The organism is Flavobacterium paronense (assembly GCF_030409795.1).
Classification (GTDB): Bacteria; Bacteroidota; Bacteroidia; order Flavobacteriales; family Flavobacteriaceae; genus Flavobacterium; species Flavobacterium paronense.
On the sequence record NZ_JAUFQN010000019.1, the window covers coordinates 1,431,135 to 1,455,180 of the forward strand.

A 24,046-nucleotide genomic window follows, 5' to 3' on the forward strand; every position below is an offset into this window, starting at 1 on the left:
TAAGGTTGTTATGATTTAAAAAAACTTTTGATAGATTTGGGTAAACTAATCATTACAACTACCCGTGAACGAAATTACCTCTTCCAAAAAAATCATCTTCCCCCTTTTACTTATAGCATTAATTGGTTTCTTCGGATATCTGACGGTTATGTGCTATAATAAATACGACAGCCACAATTATGCAACAGCGGATAATATTGTTTTTGCTATTGTATGTTTTTTGCTTGCCCTGGTTTGTGCATTTATTTATATGAGTATCAAGGATATCAGAATAACGACAACACAAGTAGAGTTTAAATCATTGATGGGTTATAAGACCCAAACGATGCGTTTAAGTGATATTAGTTCCTATACAATTCAGAATATTTCAAACAAATATGGCAAAGATAAAGAAGCTATTACCCTTCACGCCAAGGATGGTACTGCAATAAAAGTAAAAGAAAATCTTTACTCAAACTATGATGAAATTAAAGACCTGCTGACCAAAGATGTGACCAGGGATGAAAAATTAGAGGCGCGACTACAGTGCACTGCTTCACTTAAAAGTGCCTTACTAATCATTTTCATTGGGCTTTTAATTTTAACTGCGGGCTTTTTGTCGAGGGAAAAAGTAATTAATAGCAAGGATATTTTTTATGTTAAGGATTTAGCAGCAGACAATATCAGACTAACAAAAGGCAGAAAAGGGAATTCCTCATCACTTCACATTGATTTGATGAAGTATCCTGATTATGATTTCAAGGTTACCAATCTAGGGTTTTCAGCCACCGATTCGGAAGGAGCACTTAATGAAATACATCCTATGGATAGCATCATGGTTGGAATTTCAAAAGATGATTATGACAAAAAAATCAGCAAAACTATAACTCCGGGTTTCTTTGATATCTATTTTGGTTATACTCATATAAAAGTGTATGAGCTACGTAATCAAAACTATGAGTTCCTGTCTATTGATAATTATAATGAGGTTATTAAAAGACATGTTTTTTTCGGGATGGGCTTTTTTAGTCTGGTTGGGGTTATGCTTTTAGGTTTTGGAATCTATATTTATTTTAAGGCAAAGAGAAATACAACTGAAATAGTTTAATAAAATTAAGCTTATGAAACACATCAAAAAAATATCCTTTAGATTTTTCTTTATTTATTTTTTACTGACAATTGCGCCATGGTTTTGGTTAGATGTCATTCCGGGAGTAAGTTATCTTACAAGGATTTATACCCAGGCGGTACAGTGGATAGTTTTTAGATTCAATGATTGGTTTTTGCACATTAAAGATAAACTGAATACTGAAGGTTATGGAAGCGGAGACACTACATATTATTGGGCGGAGTTTTACACAATTATTATACTTTCACTTGTAATTGCAATTCTTTGGAATGCTTTCGATAAAAAAGAAAAAGAATCAAAATCACTGTCTTATTGGCTGCACAATTTGATTCGTTATAATCTTTGCTTTGTCTCATTTATTTATGGTTCCATTAAGCTTTTTGCTTTACAAATGTCTTTCCCTACTTTAAGTCAGCTGGCTACTCCACTTGGCGATTTTCTGCCCATGCGTTTAAGCTGGATGTTTATTGGCTATTCAGAACCTTATCAAATATTTTCGGGGATAATGGAACTTACTGTTGGAGTATTATTACTTTACAGAAGAACGATTCCGCTGGGTTTATTTGTTGGTCTTGGAGTATTTATCAATGTCTTCGTCCTTAATATGTGTTATGACATTCCCGTAAAATTATACTCGATGCAAATTGTTATAAGCTGTTTATTTTTATTAGCTATCGACAGTGAAAAATACCTGAATTTCTTTGTGCTAAATAAGCCAACGGTACCAATTACAGGCTATAATTATAGATTTACCAAAAGATGGCAAAGAATTGGACGGATAGTCTTAAAAAGCACTTTTATTGTCCTGGTTGTTGGCTTTTCTTTTTATGATGCTGTTAGTCAGTACCAGGAAAGCAAAAAACTGGAAACAAGTGTTATTCCGCCAGGCATTTACAATATTAAAACATTTAAAAAGAACAATCAGATTTTTGCTATAGATGCCACTGATACTATGGCATGGAAGGATTTTATATTTGAAAAAGGAAAACTCGGCAGCATCAAAACGGCGGATACTACCTTTATGAACCGATATGGAAGGGCTTATTTTATTTATGAAGCTGACAAAGCCAAACAAATAATACACTTCAAGGAAAGTATGTCCGACAGTGTTCCTTTGTTTGGGATGAAATATAAATTTATCAATAAAAACTTGCTTCAGTTAAATGGAGTTTTCAAAAAAGACACCTTGTTCTTTGAACTAATAAAAAGTAATAAAACGTTCCCGTTAGCAGAGAGACAATTTCATTGGATATCAGAAGCTAACAGATAACTTCGTATTAAAATACTATTATAATGATTGACCTAGATTACCTCAAATATCTGGAAGAATTCCTAACCGACAACCGCAAAGAGCGCTTTGAAAACGTATTAACCAATAGAACAAATCATTTTACGATTGCCGTAGAAGATGTGTTTCAATTCCATAATACAAGTGCCGTGATGCGTAGCTGTGAGGTTTTTGGAATTCAGGAGATTAATATTGTTGAGCAGCGCTTTGGCAAAAACATCGACAAAGAAATAGCAATGGGTGCACAAAAATGGGTCGATATCAATAAATTTGAAAATATCTCCAATTGCATAGAAACTTTAAAAAGTAAAGGCTATCAAATCATTGCGACAACACCTCATAACGATTCGTGTTTGCTGCATGAATTTGATGTAACCAAAAAAAGCGCTTTATTCTTTGGCACCGAAAAAGAAGGATTATCAGAAGAAGTGATGAGTCAGGCTGATGGATATTTAAAAATCCCAATGGTAGGTTTTACGGAGAGTTTGAATATTTCAGTTTCTGCAGCTATCATTATTCAGGACATTACCACTCGCCTACGCCAATCTAATGTTAACTGGCAACTTACCGAAGAAGAATTATTGGAAAAGAGATTACTTTGGGCTAAGAATACGATAAAGGATATTAAGCGGATTGAAAAGAGGTATTATTCTCAGTAGTTATTGGTTGTCTGTTATCGGTTGTTAAAACACAAAGAACGAGAACAGAGAACTGAAAACTGATAACCGAACCTCTACTTCTTCTTCAATACCTTATATTGCTCATAGCATTCACTGATGGCATCCATAATTTGCAAATCGTTTGCCGTTTTTATAAACTCCTCTGAATAACTACAACGCGTTAAGATTTCGGCAATTTCTTTTTTATCAATACCTAAAAGTACGCCCAGGGTTTCTCTATCAAATTTAGATTCTAAAAGATTCCTAACCGTATCATCCTTTTTCATCTGTTTGAGTTTTTTAAGTTCGTTGGTCTTTTTGCCAAAGAAATTATACAGCATATCCGCCGGATTAAAAATAGAACCTAAAACTCTGGTAAAAGCGCCAGGTGAAGTATCGCCGGTTTCATATCCTTGTGATAAACCAGAAATACTGTAACGATAGTTTTCTTTATCCGGAATAAGTTTTGAATCAATTTCGAGATAACCCGTTAAGTCATATTTTCTAACAATAACTTCTTCTAAAGCAATAGCTTTTTCTGTTAACAATAATTTAGCGGTTCCATTTTTTAACCAGTCATTAGTTACTCTTACTCTCAAGGATTGATAACCGAGTAAAGCTATGTGCAGTGTATCATTAACACTTACTTCCAATTCAAAATATCCTTTTATATCAGTTGTAACTCCTTTTACTTTGTTAATATTAATAACGTTTACATTAGTTATAGGTTTCAAAGTATTATCGTTAATAATAGTCCCAGAAACTTTTTGTGTTATCTGATTAACTTGTGCTATTGCACACAAAGGAAGCATAAATAAAAGTAAAACGGTAAAGTATCTCATAGCAATTTTTGATGGTTTAAAAGTATGAAACTCTTTTATGATATTATAAAGTTTGGCATCAGAATTAGAACAAAATTAACAAATTGAGGCATTCACAACGGAAAACTGAGTTTTCATCTCATATAATTAATTACAAATTGCAAAAAACTCCGCTTTACAATTAGTAAAACGGAGTTCTATATAGTTTAATTAATTCTTAAACTTAAAATCTAGCTTTTTCTTGGTCTTCTGCTTTTAGCTGCTTCAAATGAACGACCGGCTGGTTTATCACTTGAACCTTCTGAACGTCTTGGCGCTCGTTCTTCTCTTTGAAAAGAACCTGGTTCTCTTTTTGGAGCAGCATTGTCTCTATTAAAACCGCCTTCTCTTCTTGGTCTGTCTGAACTTGAACTTCTTTCACTTCTGAAACCACTTTCTCTTGGAGCTGAACTTCTTTCGCTTCTGAATCCGCCTTCTTTTCTTGGTCCAAAACTTCCACTACCAGAACTTCTACGTTCTCCACCAGAATTTCTATCACCTCTGAAACCGCCGCCACTTCTTCCGTTGTGATCACGTCTTTCACGGCTTCCACCGTCATTTTTAGAGATTTCTACGTTTATACGTCTTCCGTTCATATCATACCCGTTAAGGATTGACATCACTTTATCAGTATGTTCTCCGTCAGTATTAAAGAAAGAGAATCCTTCTTTCACATCAACTTTAAATACGTCATCTCGACCCAAATCAAGTGTGTCTTTTAAGAAATCTTTCAATTGCATCCAGTCGAAATCGTCTCTCGAACCAATATTTACGAAATAACGAACAGGATCTCCGGCTCTGATTTCTCTTGGCTCTGAACTTCTTTCGCTTCTTTCGCCACCAGATTCACCAGATATATCGCGTTTCTTTTTGTAGTAAGAGATAAATCTATTGAATTCAACAGAAACCATTTTCTTAATTAATTCCTCTTTTGATAAACCATCAAGCACTTCGTTGATTGCCGATAAATAGTTGTCTATCTCGTGGTCAACTTCAGTGTCCTTGATTTTGTTTGCTAAGTGAAGTAATTGGATTTCACAGATTTCAATTCCACTAGGAATTGTTTTTTCCTGAAATTTTTGTTGGATGATTCTTTCGATAGAAGAAATTTTACGCAACTCACTTTTAGTGATGATTACAATAGAAGTTCCTAACTTCCCGGCTCTACCAGTTCTTCCTGAACGGTGATTGTAAGTTTCAATTTCGTCTGGTAACTGATAGTTTACTACGTGAGTAATATTATCAACGTCAATTCCACGTGCCGCAACATCTGTTGCAACAAGCATTTGGATTTGTCTTCCTCTAAACGATTTCATAACACCATCACGTTGCGCTTGAGATAAATCTCCGTGCAATGCTGCTGCACTGTATCCGTCTTCAATTAACTTTTCGGCAACCGCCTGAGTATCACGTTTTGTTCTACAAAAAACTACAGAAAAGATATCCGGATTAGCATCGGCCAATCTTTTCAAAGCTTCATAACGGTCACGAGCATTCACACAGTAAAATTCATGTGAAACGGTAGCCGAACCAGAATTTTTATGACCAACCGTAATTTCTACTGGATCTGCCATGAATTTCTTAGCAATACGCGCTACTTCCGCAGGCATAGTTGCTGAGAATAACCATGTTTTTTTCTCGTCTGGAGTATCAGATAAAATCGAAACGATATCATCATAAAAACCCATGTTTAACATCTCATCTGCTTCGTCAAGAATACAGAAGTTGATGTTTTTAATGTTTACCAAGCCACGATTAATCATGTCCTGCATTCTACCCGGAGTGGCCACAATTACTTGTGCTCCGCGTTTAATCTCTCTGGCTTGATCTGTTATGCTGGCACCACCATAAACTGCCACTGTATGCAAACCTTTTACATATTTTGAGTATTGTTTAATCTCGTTGGTGATTTGTAAGCATAGCTCACGCGTTGGTGATAAAATTAACGCTTGAGTACTTCTGTCTTCAGCATCAATTTTTTGAATTAGCGGAAAACCAAAAGCTGCCGTTTTCCCTGTTCCTGTTTGTGCTAATGCGACTAAGTCTGTGTTTTGTTCCAATAGTACTGGAATCGCTTTTTCTTGCACTTCTGACGGATTCTCAAATCCTAGATCTTTGATCGCCAGCAGTAACGATTCATTCAGACCTAATTGTTCAAATTTATTCATATTGTATTTTAAATTGGGTGCAAAGGTAGGTTTTAAATACCATAAAAGCTAATTTGTTATTTGTTGGTAATTAATTAGTTACGATTTCTTAGCAATTAGGAGAAAAGAAGAAAGAGCCAAGAAGCAAGATTAAGTGAGAGTTTATTGCAGAAAATCAACTAATTGTTTGACTGCCAAACCACGATGGCTGATTTTGGATTTCTCTTCTATTGTCAACTCTGCAAAGGTTTTTGTGTATCCATCGGCTACAAATATTGGATCGTAACCAAAGCCGTTAGTTCCAATTTTTTCTTTGATAATTTTACCTTTGATGATTCCTGTAAATAGGGTTTGACTTCCATTAAGATTTAAAGCAATAACTGTTTTGAATTGAGCCGAACGATTCGATTCCTCTTGTAAATTCAATAACAATTTATCCATATTATCATTGGCATCTTTTTTTTCGCCTGCGTATCTAGCTGAATAAACACCTGGTTCACCGTTTAAAGTTTCAACTTCCAAACCGGTATCATCAGCAAAACAATTATAACCATACTTTTCTGTGACATAATTTGCTTTTAGAATAGCATTTCCTTCAATCGTATCAGCAGTTTCGGGAATTTCTTCTAAGCAGCCAATGGCTGAAAGACTTAAAACCTGAATAGAATCTGGTAGTAACAGTTGAATTTCCTTTATTTTATTTTGATTGTTAGAAGCGAAGACAAGTTGCATTATTCATAATTTTAGTTTACAAATATAAACTTTGAAAAGCTCATAAAACATAATTCCTTAATCATAAATTTTAATAATAAATTATTACTTTTGCCCCGACTAAAACACAAAGTGATTATGGTAAAAGATTTATTCGAAAGAATACAAAACAATAAGGGTCCATTAGGAAAATGGGCTTCTCAGGCCGAAGGATATTATGTTTTTCCAAAACTTGAAGGAGAACTTGGACCAAGAATGCAATTCCACGGAAAAGACATTTTGAACTGGAGTCTGAATGACTATTTAGGGCTTGCCAATCATCCTGAAGTTCGTCAAGCGGATGCTGATGCTGCTATAAAATATGGTGCAGCTTATCCAATGGGAGCCCGTATGATGTCGGGGCATACTGATGCTCACGAACAATTAGAAAATGAATTGGCTGCTTTTGTACAAAAGGAATCTGCATACTTATTAAACTTTGGTTACCAAGGAATAATGTCTTGCATTGATGCTTTGGTTACTAAAAACGACGTAATTGTTTATGATGTTGATGCTCATGCGTGCATCATTGATGGTGTACGTTTGCACATGGGGAAACGCTATACCTATAAACACAATGATGTGGAAAGTATGGAGAAAAATCTTCAACGTGCTACCAAACTTGCTGAAGAAACCGGTGGTGGAATATTATTCATTACCGAAGGTGTTTTTGGAATGCGTGGGCAACAAGGAAAGTTGAGAGAGATTGTAGAAATGAAAAAGAAATACAATTTTCGACTTTTGGTTGATGATGCTCACGGTTTTGGAACCTTAGGGAAAACTGGTGCTGGCGCTGGAGAAGAACAAGGTTGTCAAGACGGAATTGATGTCTACTTTTCTACATTTGCTAAATCTATGGCGAGCATTGGAGCTTTCTTGGCTGCCGATAAAGAAATTATTGATTATTTAAAATACAATTTGCGTTCACAAATGTTTGCCAAAGCATTGCCAATGATTCAAACTGTTGGTGCTTTGAAAAGATTACAGTTGTTGAGAGAGAATCCGGAATTGAAAGACAAACTATGGGAAAATGTAAACGCGCTTCAAAACGGTTTGAGAACCCGAGGATTTAATATCGGAGATACTAATACATGTGTAACTCCAGTTTATCTTGAAGGAAGTGTTCCAGAAGCTATGGTAATGGTAAATGATTTGAGAGAAAACTATGGTATTTTCTTGTCGATTGTAATTTACCCTGTAATTCCAAAAGGGATTATCTTATTGCGTATGATTCCGACCTCTTCACATACTTTAGCTGATATTGAAGAAACACTTACTGCTTTTGAGATTATCCGTGAGAAATTAGTAAACGGAACCTATAAGAAAATTGCTGACGCTACTACGGTTGATTTAGACGCCTAAAACACAAGCTTTGTTGTTATAAAAAAACCATCTCGAACTGAGATGGTTTTTTATTATATTGTAGTATGAATTTATTGTTTTATTTTGATTGTTTTACTTTCATCAATATTAAGTGCTTTTACAACAGCTTTATAATCATTGAAATTCATTTTGTTGTTTTTGCCAAAATAACCAGGTACTACTACTACTCTAAGGATTTGATTCAATTTATAACCGTTGGTTACATTAGCTAAATCATATCCTTCTAAATGTACTTCGGAGTCAAAACGGGTGAAATCAAAATCATAACGCAAGTCTAAAGTTCCATCATCAAAATAATAGGTTTCAGGCAATAGTTTCCATATATCTTCTCCTTGAAAAGAACCTGATAAGCGATAGACTAAAACCATATCCGAATTAAAAATTGTATGCGGATAAGTTAACACGACACTATAATCGTTTGGTAAGAAGTTGACATTAGTATATTCAAATACTTCACTGATGGTATCGTTATCGATATTGTCATTGTTAGTGGTGCAACTTTGTAGCGTTATCATCCCGATAAAAGCTAAAATAAGGGTAATCTTTCTCATGATATTTACTTTTTTAAGTGATTAATGATATTTTAAGCTACTCATTAACTATGCCAAACTTTTATTTTAACAAAGAAATGTTTTTTAAAGGCTAGAAATAAGAAGCAAGAATTTGTACTTTTGAGTTATGGGAAGAAACAATGCTAGAAATATTAAAACACACAACGAGAAGCTTCATAAAGAACAAGATAAAGAAAAGTCTAAAAAGGTTGCGCGTGAAGAAAAATTAAAAGCGATTTTGAAAAAGTTTAATGAGGGTAAAGAATAGAAATGCAAAACAAAGAAGATAGGCAATCTGATAGCGCTTACAGCACTTTTACCTATATGCTTACGGTACTTTGTGGCACTTACACGGCGCTTTGATGGCACTTTAACCGCACTTAGAAGGCAATTTAGAAGCAGGAGAAAAGAAAATAGACTGCTATTGCGTTGAAAATTTGCGTGATTAGTTTATACCACACTAAAGGATTCGTGCGGTAGCGGTGTGGGTAAATAAGCTAAATAAAAAAAACCTCACGTTTCTGTGAGGCTTTCTCTTTTTAATATAATAATTACATATTCCTTCTATACTGCCCACCAACTTCAAACAAGCCAGCGGTTATCTGACCTAACGAACAATATTTAGTTGCATCCATCAATACCTCAAAGATATTTTCGTTGTTGATAGCTGCATTTTGTAATGCCGCTATTTGCTCCTCTTCTTTGTCGTGATGGGTTTTATGTAAATTGGTAAGTGTTTTGATTTGCTCTTGTTTTTCTTCTTCAGTGGCGCGAATTACTTCGGCTGGTAAAATAGTTGGAGAACCTTTAGAACTTAAGAAGGTATTTACTCCAATAATTGGGAATTCACCTGTGTGTTTTAAGGTTTCGTAGTATAAACTTTCTTCCTGAATTTTACTTCTTTGATACATAGTTTCCATAGCACCAAGCACACCGCCACGTTCTGTAATTCTGTCGAATTCGAGCAAGACTGCATTTTCTACTAAATCGGTTAATTCTTCAATGATGAAGGAACCTTGAATTGGGTTTTCATTTTTGGCTAAACCCAATTCTTTGTTGATAATCAACTGAATTGCCATGGCACGACGAACGCTTTCTTCAGTTGGTGTAGTAATGGCTTCGTCATAAGCATTGGTGTGTAATGAATTACAGTTATCGTAAATCGCATACAAGGCTTGTAAAGTGGTACGAATATCGTTGAAATCAATTTCTTGGGCGTGTAAGGAACGACCTGAGGTTTGAATGTGGTATTTCAACATCTGTGCTCTTTCGTTGGCACCGTATTTATTTTTCATGGCTTTCGCCCAAATCTTACGTGCTACTCTTCCTATTACTGCATATTCCGGATCGATTCCGTTTGAGAAAAAGAAGGATAAGTTGGGTCCAAAATCGTTGATGTCCATGCCACGGCTTAAATAGTATTCCACGTAAGTGAAACCATTCGAAAGCGTAAATGCCAACTGTGTAATTGGATTCGCGCCAGCTTCAGCGATATGATAACCCGAAATAGAAACTGAATAGAAGTTACGCACGTTTTTCTGAATAAAATATTCTTGCACATCACCCATCAATCGGAGTGCGAATTCTGTTGAGAAAATACAAGTGTTTTGCGCTTGGTCTTCTTTTAAAATATCGGCTTGGACAGTACCTCGAACCTGGGTTAAAGTTTTAACTTTAATTTCCTGGTAAACATCCATTGGCAAGACCTGATCACCTGTAACTCCAAGTAGCATCAATCCTAAGCCATTGTTTCCGCTTGGTAAATCGCAATTGTATTTTGGTCTGGGCAATCCTTTTTCTTTATAGATTTCGTTGATTCTTTCTTCAACTATTACCTGAAGATTATTCTCGACGATGTATTTTTCACAATTTTGATCGATGGCTGCATTCATAAAGAAGCCTAACAACATTGGCGCTGGCCCATTAATTGTCATAGAAACTGAAGTCAATGGATGGCTTAAATCGAAACCAGAATATAGTTTTTTCGCATCATCTAAACAACAGATAGAAACTCCGGCATTTCCGATTTTCCCATAAATATCCGGACGTAAATCGGGATCGTTTCCGTATAAAGTCACACTATCAAATGCTGTTGAAAGTCTTTTAGCCGGCAAACCTGCACTTACATAATGGAAACGTTTGTTGGTACGTTCCGGTCCGCCTTCTCCGGCAAACATTCTTGATGGATCTTCACCTTCCCGTTTGAAAGGATAGAGGCCAGATGCGAACGGGAATTCTCCAGGAACATTTTCCTGTAAATTCCATTTTAAAATATCTCCCCAAGCTTGGTATTTTGGCAAGGCAACTTTTGGGAGTTGAGTATGTGATAAGCTTTCGGTGTGGGTTTGGATTTTGATTTCCTTGTCGCGCACTTTAAAGCTATATATTGGATCTTTATAGGTTTTAACTTTATCATTCCAATTGAGAATTACAGCCCAATTGAATGGATCAAGATTCATTTTTACTCTGTCAAATTCTTTAACTAATAGGTTTAGAAAATCTTTGTTATCATCATTGAAATTCAAAGCATTAGTATCAATTCCAGTTTTATCAATTCGGGCTGCTTTTTTAGCAACACTTTCGATGGTTTTATAGATTCCGTATAACTTCTGAGCTACTTCAACTTGTGTTAAAACCGTTTCATCATACTTTCGATTGTTCTCTGCAATTTCAGATAAATATCGGGTTCTATGTGGTGGAATAACGAAAATCTTCTCGCTCATTTCACGGGTAATTTGGAAAGTAGATTTCAAATCGGCTTCCGTTTTCTCCACTACTTTGTCCATGATTCTTTTGTAAAGCGTATTCATGCCTGGGTCATTAAACTGAGAAGCAATTGTACCAAATACGGGCATATCATCCGGATTTGTATCCCACAAATTATGGTTGCGTTGGTATTGCTTTTTTACATCGCGCAAAGCGTCTAAGGCACCACGTTTATCGAATTTATTCAATGCCACTAAATCAGCAAAATCAAGCATATCAATCTTTTCTAATTGTGTAGCTGCACCAAATTCAGGTGTCATGACATATAATGAAACATCAGAATGATCCATGATTTCAGTGTCTGATTGTCCGATTCCTGAAGTTTCTAAAATGATAATATCGTATTTCGCTGCTTTCAATACTTGAATCGCTTCGGCAACATATTTGGATAAAGCCAAATTCGACTGACGAGTAGCCAACGAACGCATATAAACTCTAGGGTTATTAATTGCATTCATACGGATTCTATCGCCTAATAAAGCGCCACCCGTTTTACGTTTTGATGGGTCTACTGAAATTAATCCAATTGTTTTTTCTGGAAAATCAATTAAAAATCTTCTAACCAATTCATCAACTAATGATGATTTTCCGGCACCACCCGTTCCTGTAATTCCGAGAACTGGAATTTTTGATGTTTCATTCCGTTTGTGAATCTTATCAAAAACAGGCTTTGCTATTTCTGGAAAATTCTCTGCTGCAGAAATCAACCGCGCTATGGCTGTTGGATTTTTATCTTCGATATGTTTTAACTCAGCATTCAATTCATTACCAATAGGGTAATCCGATTGTTTAACCAAATCATTAATCATTCCTTGTAATCCCATAGCACGACCGTCATCCGGAGCGTATATTCTGGTAATTCCGTAAGCTTGTAGTTCGGCAATTTCACTTGGTAAAATTACGCCGCCACCGCCACCAAAAATCTTAATGTGACCTGCCCCTTTTTCCTTTAGCAAATCATGCATGTATTTGAAATACTCATTATGCCCACCTTGATACGAAGTCATTGCGATAGCATTAGCATCTTCTTGTATTGCAGTATTCACAACCTCTTCCACACTTCTATCGTGACCAAGATGTATAACTTCGACACCTGTTGCCTGAATGATTCTACGCATTATGTTGATTGCGGCATCGTGACCATCAAAAAGAGAAGCCGCTGTTACAATTCTTACTTTATTTTTTGGAATATAAGGTTGTTCTTGAACCATTGTTAAATAAGTGTCTATTTTGAGGACGCAATTTAAGGAATTTTCAAAAAATGGGCTATTAAATGGCACAAAACATAAAAATAAGTTTTGGCTATAAAACAAACTAAATTAAGTTTAGATTTGAAATGCATAAAATCTATTTCAAAGTCAGATGAATAAAATTGTTATACTCATCCATTGCCGGGATCAAAAGGGAATTATAGCTGCGGTGACCAACTATATTGCTTCTATTGACGGGAATATTATTTACCTGGACCAACATGTTGATAGCGATCAAGATGTATTCTTTATGCGATTGGAATGTGAGTTTGCGAAAGACCGTTTTAATTTGGATGATATCAAGGATAATTTTCAGAAAAACTTGGCCAATCCTTTTTCTATGTCTTGGTCAATTCAGCTTCAGGAAAGAAAGCCGAGAATGGCCATTTTTGTTTCTAAATATGACCATTGTTTGTATGATATTCTTTCTAGATATAGTACTGGCGAATTGCATGTGGAAATTCCGATTATCATTAGTAATCACAACGATTTAAGTTCGGTTGCCCAGCGATTTTCTATTCCGTTTAGCTGTATTCCTTTCACTAAAGAAAACAAAGAAGCTGGCGAAGAAGCACAGCTAACAATTTTAGAAAAAAACCAAATTGATTTCATTGTTTTGGCGCGTTATATGCAAATCATCACTCCCAATTTAATTGAATTGTATAAAAATAAAATCATCAATATACATCATTCGTTTCTTCCTGCTTTTCCCGGGGCAAAACCTTATCATTCCGCTTTTAACAGAGGCGTTAAAATCATTGGAGCAACTAGTCATTACGTTACCGAAGCATTAGACGAAGGACCAATCATTGAACAAGATATCACTCGAGTAACGCATACTCATTCGATTGAAGATTTTATTATGAAAGGAAAAGATTTGGAGCGTATTGTTTTGGCAAGAGCTATAAAATTACATTCTGAACGAAAAACTATGGTTTACAATAATAAAACAGTTGTTTTTGCATAAAGAAATACTGGCTCCATTTTTGATAAGCAGTTTGAAAAAAAAATAAATCCTATGAAAACAAAATTGACTTTACTCCTATTATTACCCGCTTTCACTTTTGCTCAAGGCGGCATCTTGGACCAAATTAAACAAGAAGTCCAAAAAGAAGTTCAAAAAGCAGTTCCTGTAGATTTATCAATATTGAATACTAAATTAGGTATGGTAGATATTGCTGGTGGTTTGAAAGAAGCCTTGAACAAAGGAATTGAAAAGCAAGTGACTAAATTAACCGCTACAGATGGTTTTTATAAAAACAGTATGGTAAAAATTCTTTTGCCAGAAGAACTCCAAAAAATAGACAAAACACTCCGAAAAATTGGCATGAGTTCGTTAGCCAATAAAGGGTTATTGATGTTAAACCGAGCTGCAGAAGATGCTGTAAAAGAGTCGACTCCAATTTTTGTTGATGCTGTAAAAAACATGAGTTTTACCGATGCTAAAAATATTTTAATGGGTAACGAAAGTGCGGCAACAACTTATTTGCAAACTAATACAACGACTCCGTTGTATGCTAAATTTAATCCGGTTATCAAAAATTCTTTTACTAAAGTAGGTGCCGATAAAGTTTGGGCTAGTATTATTAAAAAATACAACAGCTTACCTACGGTTAAAAAAGTTAATCCCGACTTAACAGATTATACAACTAACAAAGCATTGGAAGGTGTTTTTAAAATGATAGCTATAGAAGAAAAAACCATTCGTACCGATATTAACGCTAGAACTTCTCCTTTGTTGCAACAAGTTTTTGCGATGCAGGATAAGAAATAGATCTAAATTTTTAGAAATCAATAACATAAGAATAACAAAACCTTAACAGTGTAAGCTAAAAAGGCAGCGTACCTTTGTAATGTAATAAATTTGGTTTTTTATTATTGGTTAAGGTTAGTTAGTTTAGGAATGCCAGCGTAATTGTATGTTGGCATTTTTTTTATGCAATGCTTTCGTGTAGTTTTTTGAAGTAATCAAATGCTTTTATTAAACGACTTCCATACCAGGAAAACATTTCGCCATCTACAAAAACTGTTTTGGCGTGATGTGTAAATCTTCCAATTTCAAAAGCGTTTTCATCAGTAAACGGAAAAGGTTCAGAGGACAGTAATACCAAATCAGGATCGCCTTGAATACGCATTTTTTGGATGATGATTTCGGGATAACGTTCTTCCCTATTTTCATAGACGTTTTTAAAGTTATTTAGCTTCAACATTTCATTGATAAAAGTATTGTTTCCGACTACCATATATGGATTTGCCCAAATAAAGTAAGCTGTCTTTTGAACTGGTTTATCTTTTATAAAATTTAGAAAATTTTTACAAGCAAAATCGATTTTGTCTATCCATTTTTGAGCTTCAGTTCTTTTATTGAAGAGTTGTCCAAAGTCTTCTATCATTTTTAGATTGTCTTCCAAAGTGATAATATCCGTTACCCAAACCGGGCAAATTTTAGAAAGTTCCTCAACGATTTCTTTAGTGTTTTCTTCTTTATTGGCAATGATAATATCAGGCTGCAATAATCTGATTTTTTCGAAATGCACTTTTTTGGTACCACCAATAATTTTCTTTGTCGATTTAAAATGGAAAGGATGTACACAAAATTTGGTAATGCCTACTACACTGTCCTCCAAACCCAAATCATAGAGCAATTCAGTTTGAGAAGGGACAAGCGAAACTATTCTTTTAGGAGTGTTTTCAAAAAAGTGGGAAGTGCCGAGTTGGTCTTGGAGTGTTTTCATTTTTTGTTTAAACGCAAAGGGCGCAAAGAATTACGCAAAGTTCACAAAGTATTAATCTTTGTTTAGTATTATTTCCATTTCTTGCTGCATTTTTAGTGCTTCCATCCTAGCCCTTTCGGCAAAATCTTTATCGTTTGAAGCATAAATAATTCCACGTGATGAATTAATAAGTAAGCCTATTTCATCATTCATTCCATATTTACAAACTTCCTGTAAACTTCCGCCTTGTGCTCCAACTCCTGGAACAAGCAGAAAACTATTTGGAATTATTTTTCTGATTTCTGTGAAATATTCAGCTTTTGTTGCTCCAACAACATACATTAGATTTTGACTGTTTTTCCATGTTTTAGAGGTTTCAATTACCACTTTATACAATTCATTTCCTTCTACATTTTTTGTCTGAAAATCGAATGCACCTTCGTTAGAAGTCAAAGCCAACATAATAGTATGTTTATTTTCAAAAGCTAAAAATGGTTCAACGGAATCCTTTCCCATGTAAGGAGCAACAGTAACCGAATCAAAATTCAAATCTTCTAAAAAAGCTTTTGCATACATAGCTGATGTATTGCCAATATCACCACGTTTGGCATCGGCAATGGTGAAAATTTCGGGATGCTTTTCGTTGAGATAATTGATGGTTTTTTGTAAAGATTGCCAACCTTTTAATCCATTAGCTTCGTAAAAAGCAGTGTTGGGTTTATAGGAAACACACAAGTCATGAGTTGCATCAATTATGGCTTTATTGAATTCGAAAATGGGATCTTCAAGTTCTAATAAATGGGTTGGAATTTTAGTCAAATCAACATCTAAACCTATACAAAGAAAAGATTTCTTGGTTTTGATTTGTTGAACGAGTTGTTGTGTTGTCATTTTTTTTAGTTGTTGTACAAAGTTACTAATTTCAGAACCTAAAAAAAGCCTCAATAAATGAGGCTTATATTTTAGAAAACTTCGCTTTCTTTTAGTTTTTCCATATTGTTCACCAACTGAAGTTCGTCAACAAATTTTTGAATTTTTCCGTTCATTACGCCGTCCATATCAAAAACGTCTAAACCAATTCGGTGATCTGTAACTCTACCTTGCGCATAATTATAAGTTCTGATTTTTGCAGAACGATCACCAGAACTTACTTGTGAAGTTCTCTTGACAGCATCTTCAGCTTCTTTTTTGGCTAATTCTTGTTCGTATAAACGAGAACGTAAAACCGTTAAGGCTTTGTCTTTATTTTTATGTTGCGATTTTTGATCCTGACATTGGGCTACTAAACCCGTTGGAATGTGTGTCAAACGCACAGCTGATTTGGTAGTATTTACCGATTGTCCACCTGGACCAGACGAACAGAAGAAATCGACACGAACATCGTTCATATCAATTTGCACATCAAATTCTTCAGCTTCCGGTAAAACCATAACGGTTGCTGCAGAAGTATGCACTCTACCCTGCGTTTCAGTTTGTGGTACACGTTGTACTCGGTGAACTCCGGCTTCAAATTTTAATGTACCGTAAACATCTTCTCCCGTAACTTCAAAAATCACCTCTTTAAAACCACCAGAAGTTCCTTCGTTCATGTCAACTGTTGAAGTTCTCCATCCACGAGCTTCGCAATATTTGGTGTACATTCTGTATAAATCTCCGGCAAAAATAGAAGCTTCGTCACCACCTGTTCCGGCACGGATTTCAACCATAACATTTTTGGCATCTTCCGGATCTTTTGGAATCAACATGAATTTGATCTCTTCTTCCAATTCCGGTAAACGGTCTTTGGCTTCGTCTAATTGCATTTTGGCCATTTCTACCATTTCAGCATCAGAGCCATCAGCAATAATTTCGTTAGCTTCTGCAATATTTGCGGTAACATTAATGAGCTCTTCACGCTTCTCCATCAACGCTTTCAAACCTTTATATTCTTGATTTAATTGCACATAACGTTTTTGATCCGCAATAATATCGGGTTGAATAATCAAATCCGAAATCTCGTCGAAACGCTGTTTTACATATTGAAGTCTTTCTAACATATCATTCTTTATTTTCGAGTGCAAAAATAGGAAAAAAAGTCTACAGTTTAAAGTGTTCCGTTGGCAGATTTTTTATAGTATTGTACAACCTAAAAACACTAAAGATGAAAACTACTCTAGCAATACTCTCGATAGCTTTACTTATATCTTGTCAAAACAAATCTGAAAAAAAATTTGACAAGCTCGAAAAGATGAATTGGCTTATTGGCAATTGGGAACAAAAACTTCCTGATGGCACCTTAAAAGAAGCTTGGACAAAACAAAATGACAGCACTTTTAGCGGAAAAAGTTTTTTTATCAACACAAAAGATACGGTTCATTTTGAAAGTATAAAGCTTACACAGTCAGCTGAAGAATTAAAATACATTGCTACAGTAGTTGGTCAAAACAATGATGATCCTATCGTTTTTGAATTAACTTCTGATGTTGACAACGCCTTTACTTTTGAGAATCCAACGCATGATTATCCTCAAAAAATTACTTATAAAAAAGTTAACGAAAGTAATATGTTAGCTTCTATTTCTGGAAAACAACAAGGAAAACTGTCTTCAGAAAGCTATTCAATGACCAAAAAATAGACCTTCTTCAGCTCTATATTAAATCTTGACCATACTAAACACAAGGTTTTTTTGATTTATAAACAATAGAAAATCAATTTGTTAAAAAGTATTATTTATATTTAGTCTAAATAAACTTTTTTATTTCAAATCACGTAATTATATTTGCATCGTTATTTTAACTTATTCTAAATAAATGTACAAATATATTTCAATTCTCGCCTTAACACTTATTAGTTCCGTTGGACATGCCCAAGAAACTAAAGATGATTTCCAAGATGAACTCTATGCAGTAAATGATACTGTAAAAAACAAAAAGGGCGAAGTCCTTAAAGAAGTTGTGATTATTTCACAGCAACAAAAAACAATTGTAAAAGGTGGTAAAACCAACATCAAGCCATTAGATTTACCACAAGCAACTTTTGTAATCGGAAAAGAGACTATCAAACAACAACAAATTCTAAGATTATCTGATGCCTTAAAAAATGCAAATGGTGTATATGTTTCAGGAGCCAGTAATGCTTCTGGTAATAACCAAGAAGAATTAGGTTCAAGAGGTTTTACCTTTAGTGGTGGCAATACTTTTAAAAACGGTGTACGGTTCAACGGCTCTTTAATTCCGGAAACGAGTTCATTGGAAAGTATTGAAATCTTAAAAGGAAGTTCGGCACTATTATACGGAAACGTTGCGCCTGGTGGAATCTTGAACCTAATTACCAAAAAACCTCGATTTGACCATGGTGGTGAATTGAGTTTTAGAACAACTGAATATAATTTTTTTAAGCCAACAGTTGACGTGTACGGGAGTGTTAACAACAGTAATACCGTAGCGTATCGCTTTATATCCAGTTATGAGCAAGGCAACAGCTTTAGGAATGATGTCCAAACCGACAGAATTTATTTTAATCCGTCAATCTTATTGGATATCTCAGCAAAAACGAATATTATAATAGAAGCTGATTACACCAAGGACAACAGAACACCTGACTTTGGTTTAACAACGATTGATTATAAAGTGGTGGCATTACCAAGAAATACGTTCCTTGGTTTTAATTGGGGAAAATTTGCCTCAGAACAAGTTGGTTTTACTACAACCATCAATCATGATTTAAATAAAGATTGGCAATTAAAAGGTATTTTCTCTTATCAAGGTTATACAACCAATTTGCTGTCAAGCCTTAGACCTAATGCGGGAATTAACGATCCTAATAACGTAAATAACAATTTAGTTCGTTCTAACGGAGATTGGATTAGAGGCGTTCAAAAAACGGATACAGAACAAGATTACAGTTTGGCTGAAATAGACCTAAACGGAACATTCAAAACCGGAAAAGTAAAACACTCGCTGCTTTTCGGAGCTGATGCTGATCAAAGTAACACAACGACTTTAGCTTATAAAAACATCAATTATTACGATAAAATAAACATCTATAATCCATCAGTAATAATTATAAAAAATGCTGCTTACGCCAACACTGTTATACCAACAATGGATAAAAACACGAATACGTTAGCAAATGTAAAAAGAGCCGGAATCTATTTTCAAGACTTGATAGAAGTAAGTACTAAATTTAAAGTATTAGCAGGTTTGCGATACAGTTATTTAGAAAACACATCTAATGCATTAACGTTTTCAACAAATGTTAATTTAGAGACTAAAACCAATGACAATATTATCTCGCCTAAACTAGGTTTTGTTTTTCAACCTGTTAAAACCAGTTCTATATTTGCCAGTTACTCTGATTCATTTGTATTGAATACCGGAACAGACAGAAATTTAAATGCTTTACCAAATTCGACTATTGATCAATACGAAGTAGGAATTAAAAATGAATTCTTTAAAGGGCATTTAGTAGCCAACCTTACCTCCTATTTGATTGATTATGGTAATTTAGCTCAAACCGATTTTTCAAATGGAAACACCAATACAAACATCAAAGAATTGGCTGGAGCATACCAAAGTAAAGGGGTTGAAATAGACATTACAGGATACCACAAAGGCTTGCGATTAATTGCCGGATATAGCTTTAACGAGACAAAATATACTAAAAGCAACATCTATAATCCTGGAACTTTTTTAAGATTTTCACCAAAACATACTGCTAACGCGAGTGGCTTTTACACCTTTGAAAACACTAAATTAAAAGGATTAGAATTAGGTTTACAAGCTACTTTTATAGGAGAGCGTTTAGGTGGAAGATTAAGACCGAACAACGCTTCGACTGCAGCCGAATTAGCTAGAAAACCAATTCCAGTTGATGGGTTTATACAATTGGATGCCTCTGTAGGTTATTCAATAAAAGATTTTACCATCAGAACAAAATTATCGAACTTAGCAAATGTAGTGAGTTATTATGTTTATGATGATAATACTGTAACTCCGATTGCGCCTAGAATGTTAACAACCACTTTATCTTATAAATTCTAAAAATGAAACAAGCCACCATCAGAAACTTACACCGCGACTTAGGTTATTTTTATATCGGATTGATTATTTCGTTTGCCTTTTCAGGGATTTTGATGAACCACAGAGACAGTTGGCATCCCGAAAAATATACAATTGAAACCAAAGCCATAGATGTTAAACTTCCTTCGGATGAAAAAGACATTACTGAAGACTATGCAAAGGAATTAGGAAAAACATTGGGAATCGATGATAAAATGCGACGTCACAAAGTAGACGAAGGCAAATTCAAAATCTCTTTCGAAAAACACGATGTTGAGATTGACACCAAAACCGGAAAAGGTGAAATTGTTTCTTACATCAAAACGCCTATCATCAGCCAAATGATGAAACTGCACAAAAACAATTCGAATTGGTGGATTTATTATGGTGATATTTTTGGGATATCGTTAATCGTGATTGCTATAACCGGAACATTTATGATTTCCGCCGGAAAATTTAGTTTTAAAAATAGAGGTTGGAAATTGGCGTTGGCGGGAATCATATTTCCGCTATTGATATTATTGTTTGTTTAAATATTGAATTAAATAAAAACCCGCTTATCACTAAGCGGGTTTTTCTATTTCTATGTTCTATTTTCTTTTCTCTTTCTTCTTTCTTCTTTTCTCTATTTTCTCTCCGGTATATTCGCCAATATTTCCAAATAAAACTTCCAGAATTTCTGTGAGGATTTAATCGAAGCTCTTTCATCCGGGCTATGCGCTCCGTGAATGGTTGGGCCAAAAGAAATCATATCCATTTCAGGATAATTGGTTCCTAAGATTCCACATTCTAATCCGGCGTGACAAGCTACAACATTTGGCTTAGTGCCATTTTGTTTTTCATAAATAGAAACTAAAACATCCAGTATTTCTGATTGTACGTTTGGTGTCCAACCCGGATAACTTCCGCCAAATTCTACTTCGCAACCAAACAATTCATAAGCCGAACGCAACGCATTGGCCAAATCAAACTTAGAGCTTTCTACTGAAGAACGTGTTAAATTCTGAATGGTAATTTCACCGTCTTTCACAATTATTTTAGAAATATTATTGGAGGTCTCTACCAAATCAGCCATATCAGCACTCATTCGGTAAACGCCATTGTGAGCAGCATAAATAGAACGAAGTAAACCTTCTTGCACACCTAAATCCATAACTTGTTTAGGCAAATCACTTTTTACGATTTCAATAGTAAGATTTGGTTCCGTAGTTTTAAATTCGAATTTAATATCGCCGATTATTTCTTGCATATCAAAGACAAACGCTTCATCATACATTCCGGCCACAATCACTTTTGCAACACTTTCACGCGGAATAGCATTACGCAAACTTCCACCAGCAATTTCTGAAATCTGCAACCCAAAATTCTCGAAGCCATCAAATAATAAACGGTTCATAATCTTGTTGGCATTACCCAAACCTTTGTGAATATCCATTCCGGAATGTCCGCCATTCAAACCTTTCACAGTTATTGTATATCCAACAGAGCCTTCTGGAGTTTCTTCCTGATTGTAACTTCTGGTTGCGGTAACATCGACACCACCAGCACATCCAATATCAATCTCATCGTCTTCTTCTGTATCTAAATTTAAAAGAATTTCTCCTTTTAAGATTCCGCCTTTTAAGTTCAAAGCTCCAGTCATTCCGGTTTCTTCATCGATAGTAAAGAGTGCATCAATGGCGGGATGTGGAATGTCTGTACTTTCTAAAATGGCCATGATAGCGGCTACACCTAAACCATTATCAGCACCAAGTGTTGTTCCTCGTGCACGAACCCAATCGCCATCAACATACATATCAATTCCTTGGGTATCGAAATCAAAATTGGTATCGTTATTTTTTTGATGCACCATATCCAAATGCCCTTGAAGGACAACGGTTTTGCGGTTTTCCATTCCCGGAGTTGCTGGTTTTCTGATGATTACGTTTCGGATTTCGTCTTCAAACGTTTCTAACCCGAGGCTTTCACCAAATTTTTTCATGAATTCGATAACTCTTCCTTCTTTTTTTGACGGACGAGGCACTGCATTTAAATCGGCGAATTTATTCCAAAGTACTTTTGGTTCAAGGTTTCTAATTTCCTGGCTCATTATGTATTTTTTAGTTTTAATTTTCAAGAAGACAAAGTTACAAAGTTTACTTTCAATATTTTTTACATTAGGAGTATCATTATACTATTGCAATGGATGCTTTTCTAATACTTCGTTTTTAAGTTGTTCTGCTTTTGGGTCGGGTTTTGGAATGGCAGGCGTTTCAATATTTCCATAATCAAATTTCCTGACAAAGATTTTTGAACCATTATCATCGCCGTAGTCCTCTTCATATTTGATATAAGGATATTTCTGTAGGGACTTTTTATAATTCCAGTTGCCTTTGGTATCATATTCATAGGCATTTGTAGTTACATCATAATCCTCTTTTTTACCTGAATAAATTGTATGCTCCTCTTTGATTACATCATTTTGCTTATTGTAAGTGTAAACGTAGGTTTCCTGAAGGCCGCTTTTCTTAGCAGGATAAGTTGATGCAACTCTTTGCTCATTATTGGAATTGGCGGTAGAAACGGATTTAATGTGATTATTTCCGGCATATTCCTTAATCACTTTATATTCCAAATTATATTTAACCATGTTTTCAATTCTTTTGGCTACGATTTCCTTTCCTTCAGCATTGTATTCATAAAGATTGGTTAGGGTTTCATTTGGGCTAAAGGACATATACATTTTCTCTTCTGAAACTAAATAGCTGTTGTTTACCCCAACATGCTTGTACTCTTTAAAATGGCTTGCCTCTTTACCCGATAAAGGGTTATAGTCCTCAGTTTTTTCGGAAAGGATTCTTCCTGCATTGTCAAATTTCTTTACAACATTCAGTTTATGAAAAGTGCTCCATTCTTCAATGCCCTTAATGGTAACGGTTATTCCTGTTTTATCTTTTGAATAATAGTACTCTTTGTAATGCTCAAATTTGTAGGTTCCATCGGCATTGATTCGGTAGCTAAGAAAAGACTTCAGGTTGCCATAGTTATCATAATGAAATCTATGATAAGTTGAGCTTTCATCCTTTCTTTTCGACACCAGCTGCCTAAGTACTAGATTGTTTTTATCGTCGTAGAAATATTCGTCCTTCGACTTATAGCTTTCCATTTTTTGTATTAGGTTATTTTTGGTAAATGCTACATCATACTCCAAATAAAGCGTATCTTTTCCCCTAATGATAAAATCTTCGCCATAAGCGTAAGTGGAATAGGTTTTATAGCCACTTGCAGGGATTTTCATCTTAATCTCAATATTAAATAATTCAAGGGATTTAAAATACGTTGGCTCCGCAAAGCTATCCACCGCAATTGGGTCAAGGAGTTTTTCAGTAAGTTCCTGTGAAAATTTGTTTTCCTGATTATTCCCTTTTTTAAAAAAGACAACAACAAAGAATAGACTTATAATCCAGCAATAATATCTCATAAAAGTTTAATAAAGGATTCCAAAGATAACAATTTATGAAATTTTATACATGGATAAATTAAATCCGTAAT

Annotated in this window: 20 protein-coding genes; 10 read left to right on the top strand and 10 right to left on the bottom strand. The window is 34.9% G+C overall.

Annotated elements, in window-relative coordinates:
* Window positions 1–64: 64 nt before the first annotated feature.
* The 3 genes from QWY90_RS07660 to QWY90_RS07670 are packed head-to-tail and all read left to right on the top strand — an operon-like array spanning window position 65 to window position 3,055.
* Complete coding sequence (locus tag QWY90_RS07660) at window positions 65–1,087, top strand: hypothetical protein (protein ID WP_290285283.1); 1,023 nt, start codon at window positions 65–67, stop codon at window positions 1,085–1,087.
* A gap of 13 nt (window positions 1,088–1,100) precedes the next feature.
* Window positions 1,101–2,378 carry a hypothetical protein gene (locus tag QWY90_RS07665; protein WP_290285284.1) on the top strand — a complete coding sequence of 426 codons (1,278 nt, stop codon included), beginning with the start codon at window positions 1,101–1,103 and terminating at the stop codon, window positions 2,376–2,378.
* 23 nt (window positions 2,379–2,401) lie between these two features.
* Window positions 2,402–3,055: a TrmH family RNA methyltransferase gene (locus QWY90_RS07670; protein ID WP_290285285.1), complete on the top strand. Its 654-nt coding sequence runs from the start codon at window positions 2,402–2,404 to the stop codon at window positions 3,053–3,055.
* Between the two features lie 74 nt (window positions 3,056–3,129).
* Here the strand turns inward: QWY90_RS07670 and QWY90_RS07675 are convergent, their stop codons facing one another.
* From QWY90_RS07675 to QWY90_RS07685, 3 genes are all read right to left on the bottom strand, one after another.
* On the bottom strand, window positions 3,130–3,897 hold the full coding sequence (locus QWY90_RS07675; protein ID WP_290285286.1) for a carboxypeptidase-like regulatory domain-containing protein: 768 nt from the start codon (window positions 3,895–3,897) through the stop codon (window positions 3,130–3,132).
* Between the two features lie 209 nt (window positions 3,898–4,106).
* Window positions 4,107–6,083 (bottom strand): DEAD/DEAH box helicase, encoded by a 1,977-nt coding sequence (locus QWY90_RS07680; protein WP_290285287.1) that lies wholly within the window; start codon window positions 6,081–6,083, stop codon window positions 4,107–4,109.
* A 141-nt stretch (window positions 6,084–6,224) separates the two neighbouring features.
* Entirely contained in the window at window positions 6,225–6,794 is a 570-nt protein-coding gene (locus QWY90_RS07685) for a non-canonical purine NTP diphosphatase (protein WP_290285288.1), read from the bottom strand.
* A 117-nt stretch (window positions 6,795–6,911) separates the two neighbouring features.
* Between QWY90_RS07685 and capB the strand changes: the two genes are divergently transcribed.
* Window positions 6,912–8,174 carry a cysteate-C-fatty acyltransferase gene (gene capB / locus QWY90_RS07690; RefSeq protein WP_290285289.1) on the top strand — a complete coding sequence of 421 codons (1,263 nt, stop codon included), beginning with the start codon at window positions 6,912–6,914 and terminating at the stop codon, window positions 8,172–8,174.
* Between the two features lie 71 nt (window positions 8,175–8,245).
* Here capB and QWY90_RS07695 read toward each other — a convergent pair whose 3' ends face one another.
* On the bottom strand, window positions 8,246–8,746 hold the full coding sequence (locus QWY90_RS07695) for a hypothetical protein (RefSeq protein ID WP_290285290.1): 501 nt from the start codon (window positions 8,744–8,746) through the stop codon (window positions 8,246–8,248).
* Between the two features lie 127 nt (window positions 8,747–8,873).
* Here QWY90_RS07695 and QWY90_RS07700 point away from each other — a divergent pair, with 127 nt between their 5' ends.
* Window positions 8,874–9,014 (top strand): hypothetical protein, encoded by a 141-nt coding sequence (locus tag QWY90_RS07700; RefSeq protein WP_290285291.1) that lies wholly within the window; start codon window positions 8,874–8,876, stop codon window positions 9,012–9,014.
* Between the two features lie 283 nt (window positions 9,015–9,297).
* Here QWY90_RS07700 and QWY90_RS07705 read toward each other — a convergent pair whose 3' ends face one another.
* Window positions 9,298–12,723 (bottom strand): methylmalonyl-CoA mutase family protein, encoded by a 3,426-nt coding sequence (locus QWY90_RS07705; protein ID WP_290285292.1) that lies wholly within the window; start codon window positions 12,721–12,723, stop codon window positions 9,298–9,300.
* 151 nt (window positions 12,724–12,874) lie between these two features.
* On the opposite strand from QWY90_RS07705, the gene purU reads away from it, so the two are divergent.
* Together purU and QWY90_RS07715 are read left to right on the top strand one after the other, a co-directional pair.
* Window positions 12,875–13,729, top strand: coding sequence for a formyltetrahydrofolate deformylase (purU, locus tag QWY90_RS07710; protein ID WP_290285293.1), 855 nt, complete (start codon window positions 12,875–12,877; stop codon window positions 13,727–13,729).
* Window positions 13,730–13,780: 51 nt separating this feature from the next.
* On the top strand, window positions 13,781–14,536 hold the full coding sequence (locus QWY90_RS07715; RefSeq protein ID WP_290285294.1) for a DUF4197 domain-containing protein: 756 nt from the start codon (window positions 13,781–13,783) through the stop codon (window positions 14,534–14,536).
* Window positions 14,537–14,696: 160 nt separating this feature from the next.
* On the opposite strand, the gene QWY90_RS07720 is transcribed toward QWY90_RS07715, so the two are convergent.
* The 3 genes from QWY90_RS07720 to prfA form a co-directional block, all read right to left on the bottom strand.
* Window positions 14,697–15,497 (bottom strand): ABC transporter substrate-binding protein, encoded by an 801-nt coding sequence (locus QWY90_RS07720; RefSeq protein WP_290285295.1) that lies wholly within the window; start codon window positions 15,495–15,497, stop codon window positions 14,697–14,699.
* A 51-nt stretch (window positions 15,498–15,548) separates the two neighbouring features.
* Window positions 15,549–16,367, bottom strand: a complete 819-nt coding sequence (pyrF, locus tag QWY90_RS07725; RefSeq protein WP_290285296.1) for an orotidine-5'-phosphate decarboxylase — start codon at window positions 16,365–16,367, stop codon at window positions 15,549–15,551.
* Window positions 16,368–16,438: 71 nt separating this feature from the next.
* The gene (prfA, locus tag QWY90_RS07730; protein ID WP_290285297.1) at window positions 16,439–17,512 is read right to left on the bottom strand and encodes a peptide chain release factor 1; all 1,074 of its coding nucleotides are present in this window, start codon (window positions 17,510–17,512) and stop codon (window positions 16,439–16,441) included.
* A gap of 104 nt (window positions 17,513–17,616) precedes the next feature.
* On the opposite strand from prfA, the gene QWY90_RS07735 reads away from it, so the two are divergent.
* The 3 genes from QWY90_RS07735 to QWY90_RS07745 all read left to right on the top strand — a co-directional run bounded on the left by QWY90_RS07735 (window position 17,617) and on the right by QWY90_RS07745 (window position 21,048).
* A complete protein-coding gene (locus tag QWY90_RS07735; protein ID WP_290285298.1) occupies window positions 17,617–18,090 on the top strand; it encodes a DUF6265 family protein in 474 nt (157 codons plus the stop codon).
* Between the two features lie 175 nt (window positions 18,091–18,265).
* Complete coding sequence (locus tag QWY90_RS07740; protein ID WP_290285299.1) at window positions 18,266–20,497, top strand: TonB-dependent siderophore receptor; 2,232 nt, start codon at window positions 18,266–18,268, stop codon at window positions 20,495–20,497.
* 2 nt (window positions 20,498–20,499) lie between these two features.
* Complete coding sequence (locus QWY90_RS07745) at window positions 20,500–21,048, top strand: PepSY-associated TM helix domain-containing protein (protein WP_290285300.1); 549 nt, start codon at window positions 20,500–20,502, stop codon at window positions 21,046–21,048.
* A gap of 92 nt (window positions 21,049–21,140) precedes the next feature.
* On the opposite strand, the gene QWY90_RS07750 is transcribed toward QWY90_RS07745, so the two are convergent.
* Entirely contained in the window at window positions 21,141–22,604 is a 1,464-nt protein-coding gene (locus QWY90_RS07750) for an aminoacyl-histidine dipeptidase (RefSeq protein ID WP_290285301.1), read from the bottom strand.
* Between the two features lie 84 nt (window positions 22,605–22,688).
* The gene (locus tag QWY90_RS07755; protein WP_290285302.1) at window positions 22,689–23,975 is read right to left on the bottom strand and encodes a hypothetical protein; all 1,287 of its coding nucleotides are present in this window, start codon (window positions 23,973–23,975) and stop codon (window positions 22,689–22,691) included.
* Between the last annotated feature and the right edge of the window lie 71 nt (window positions 23,976–24,046).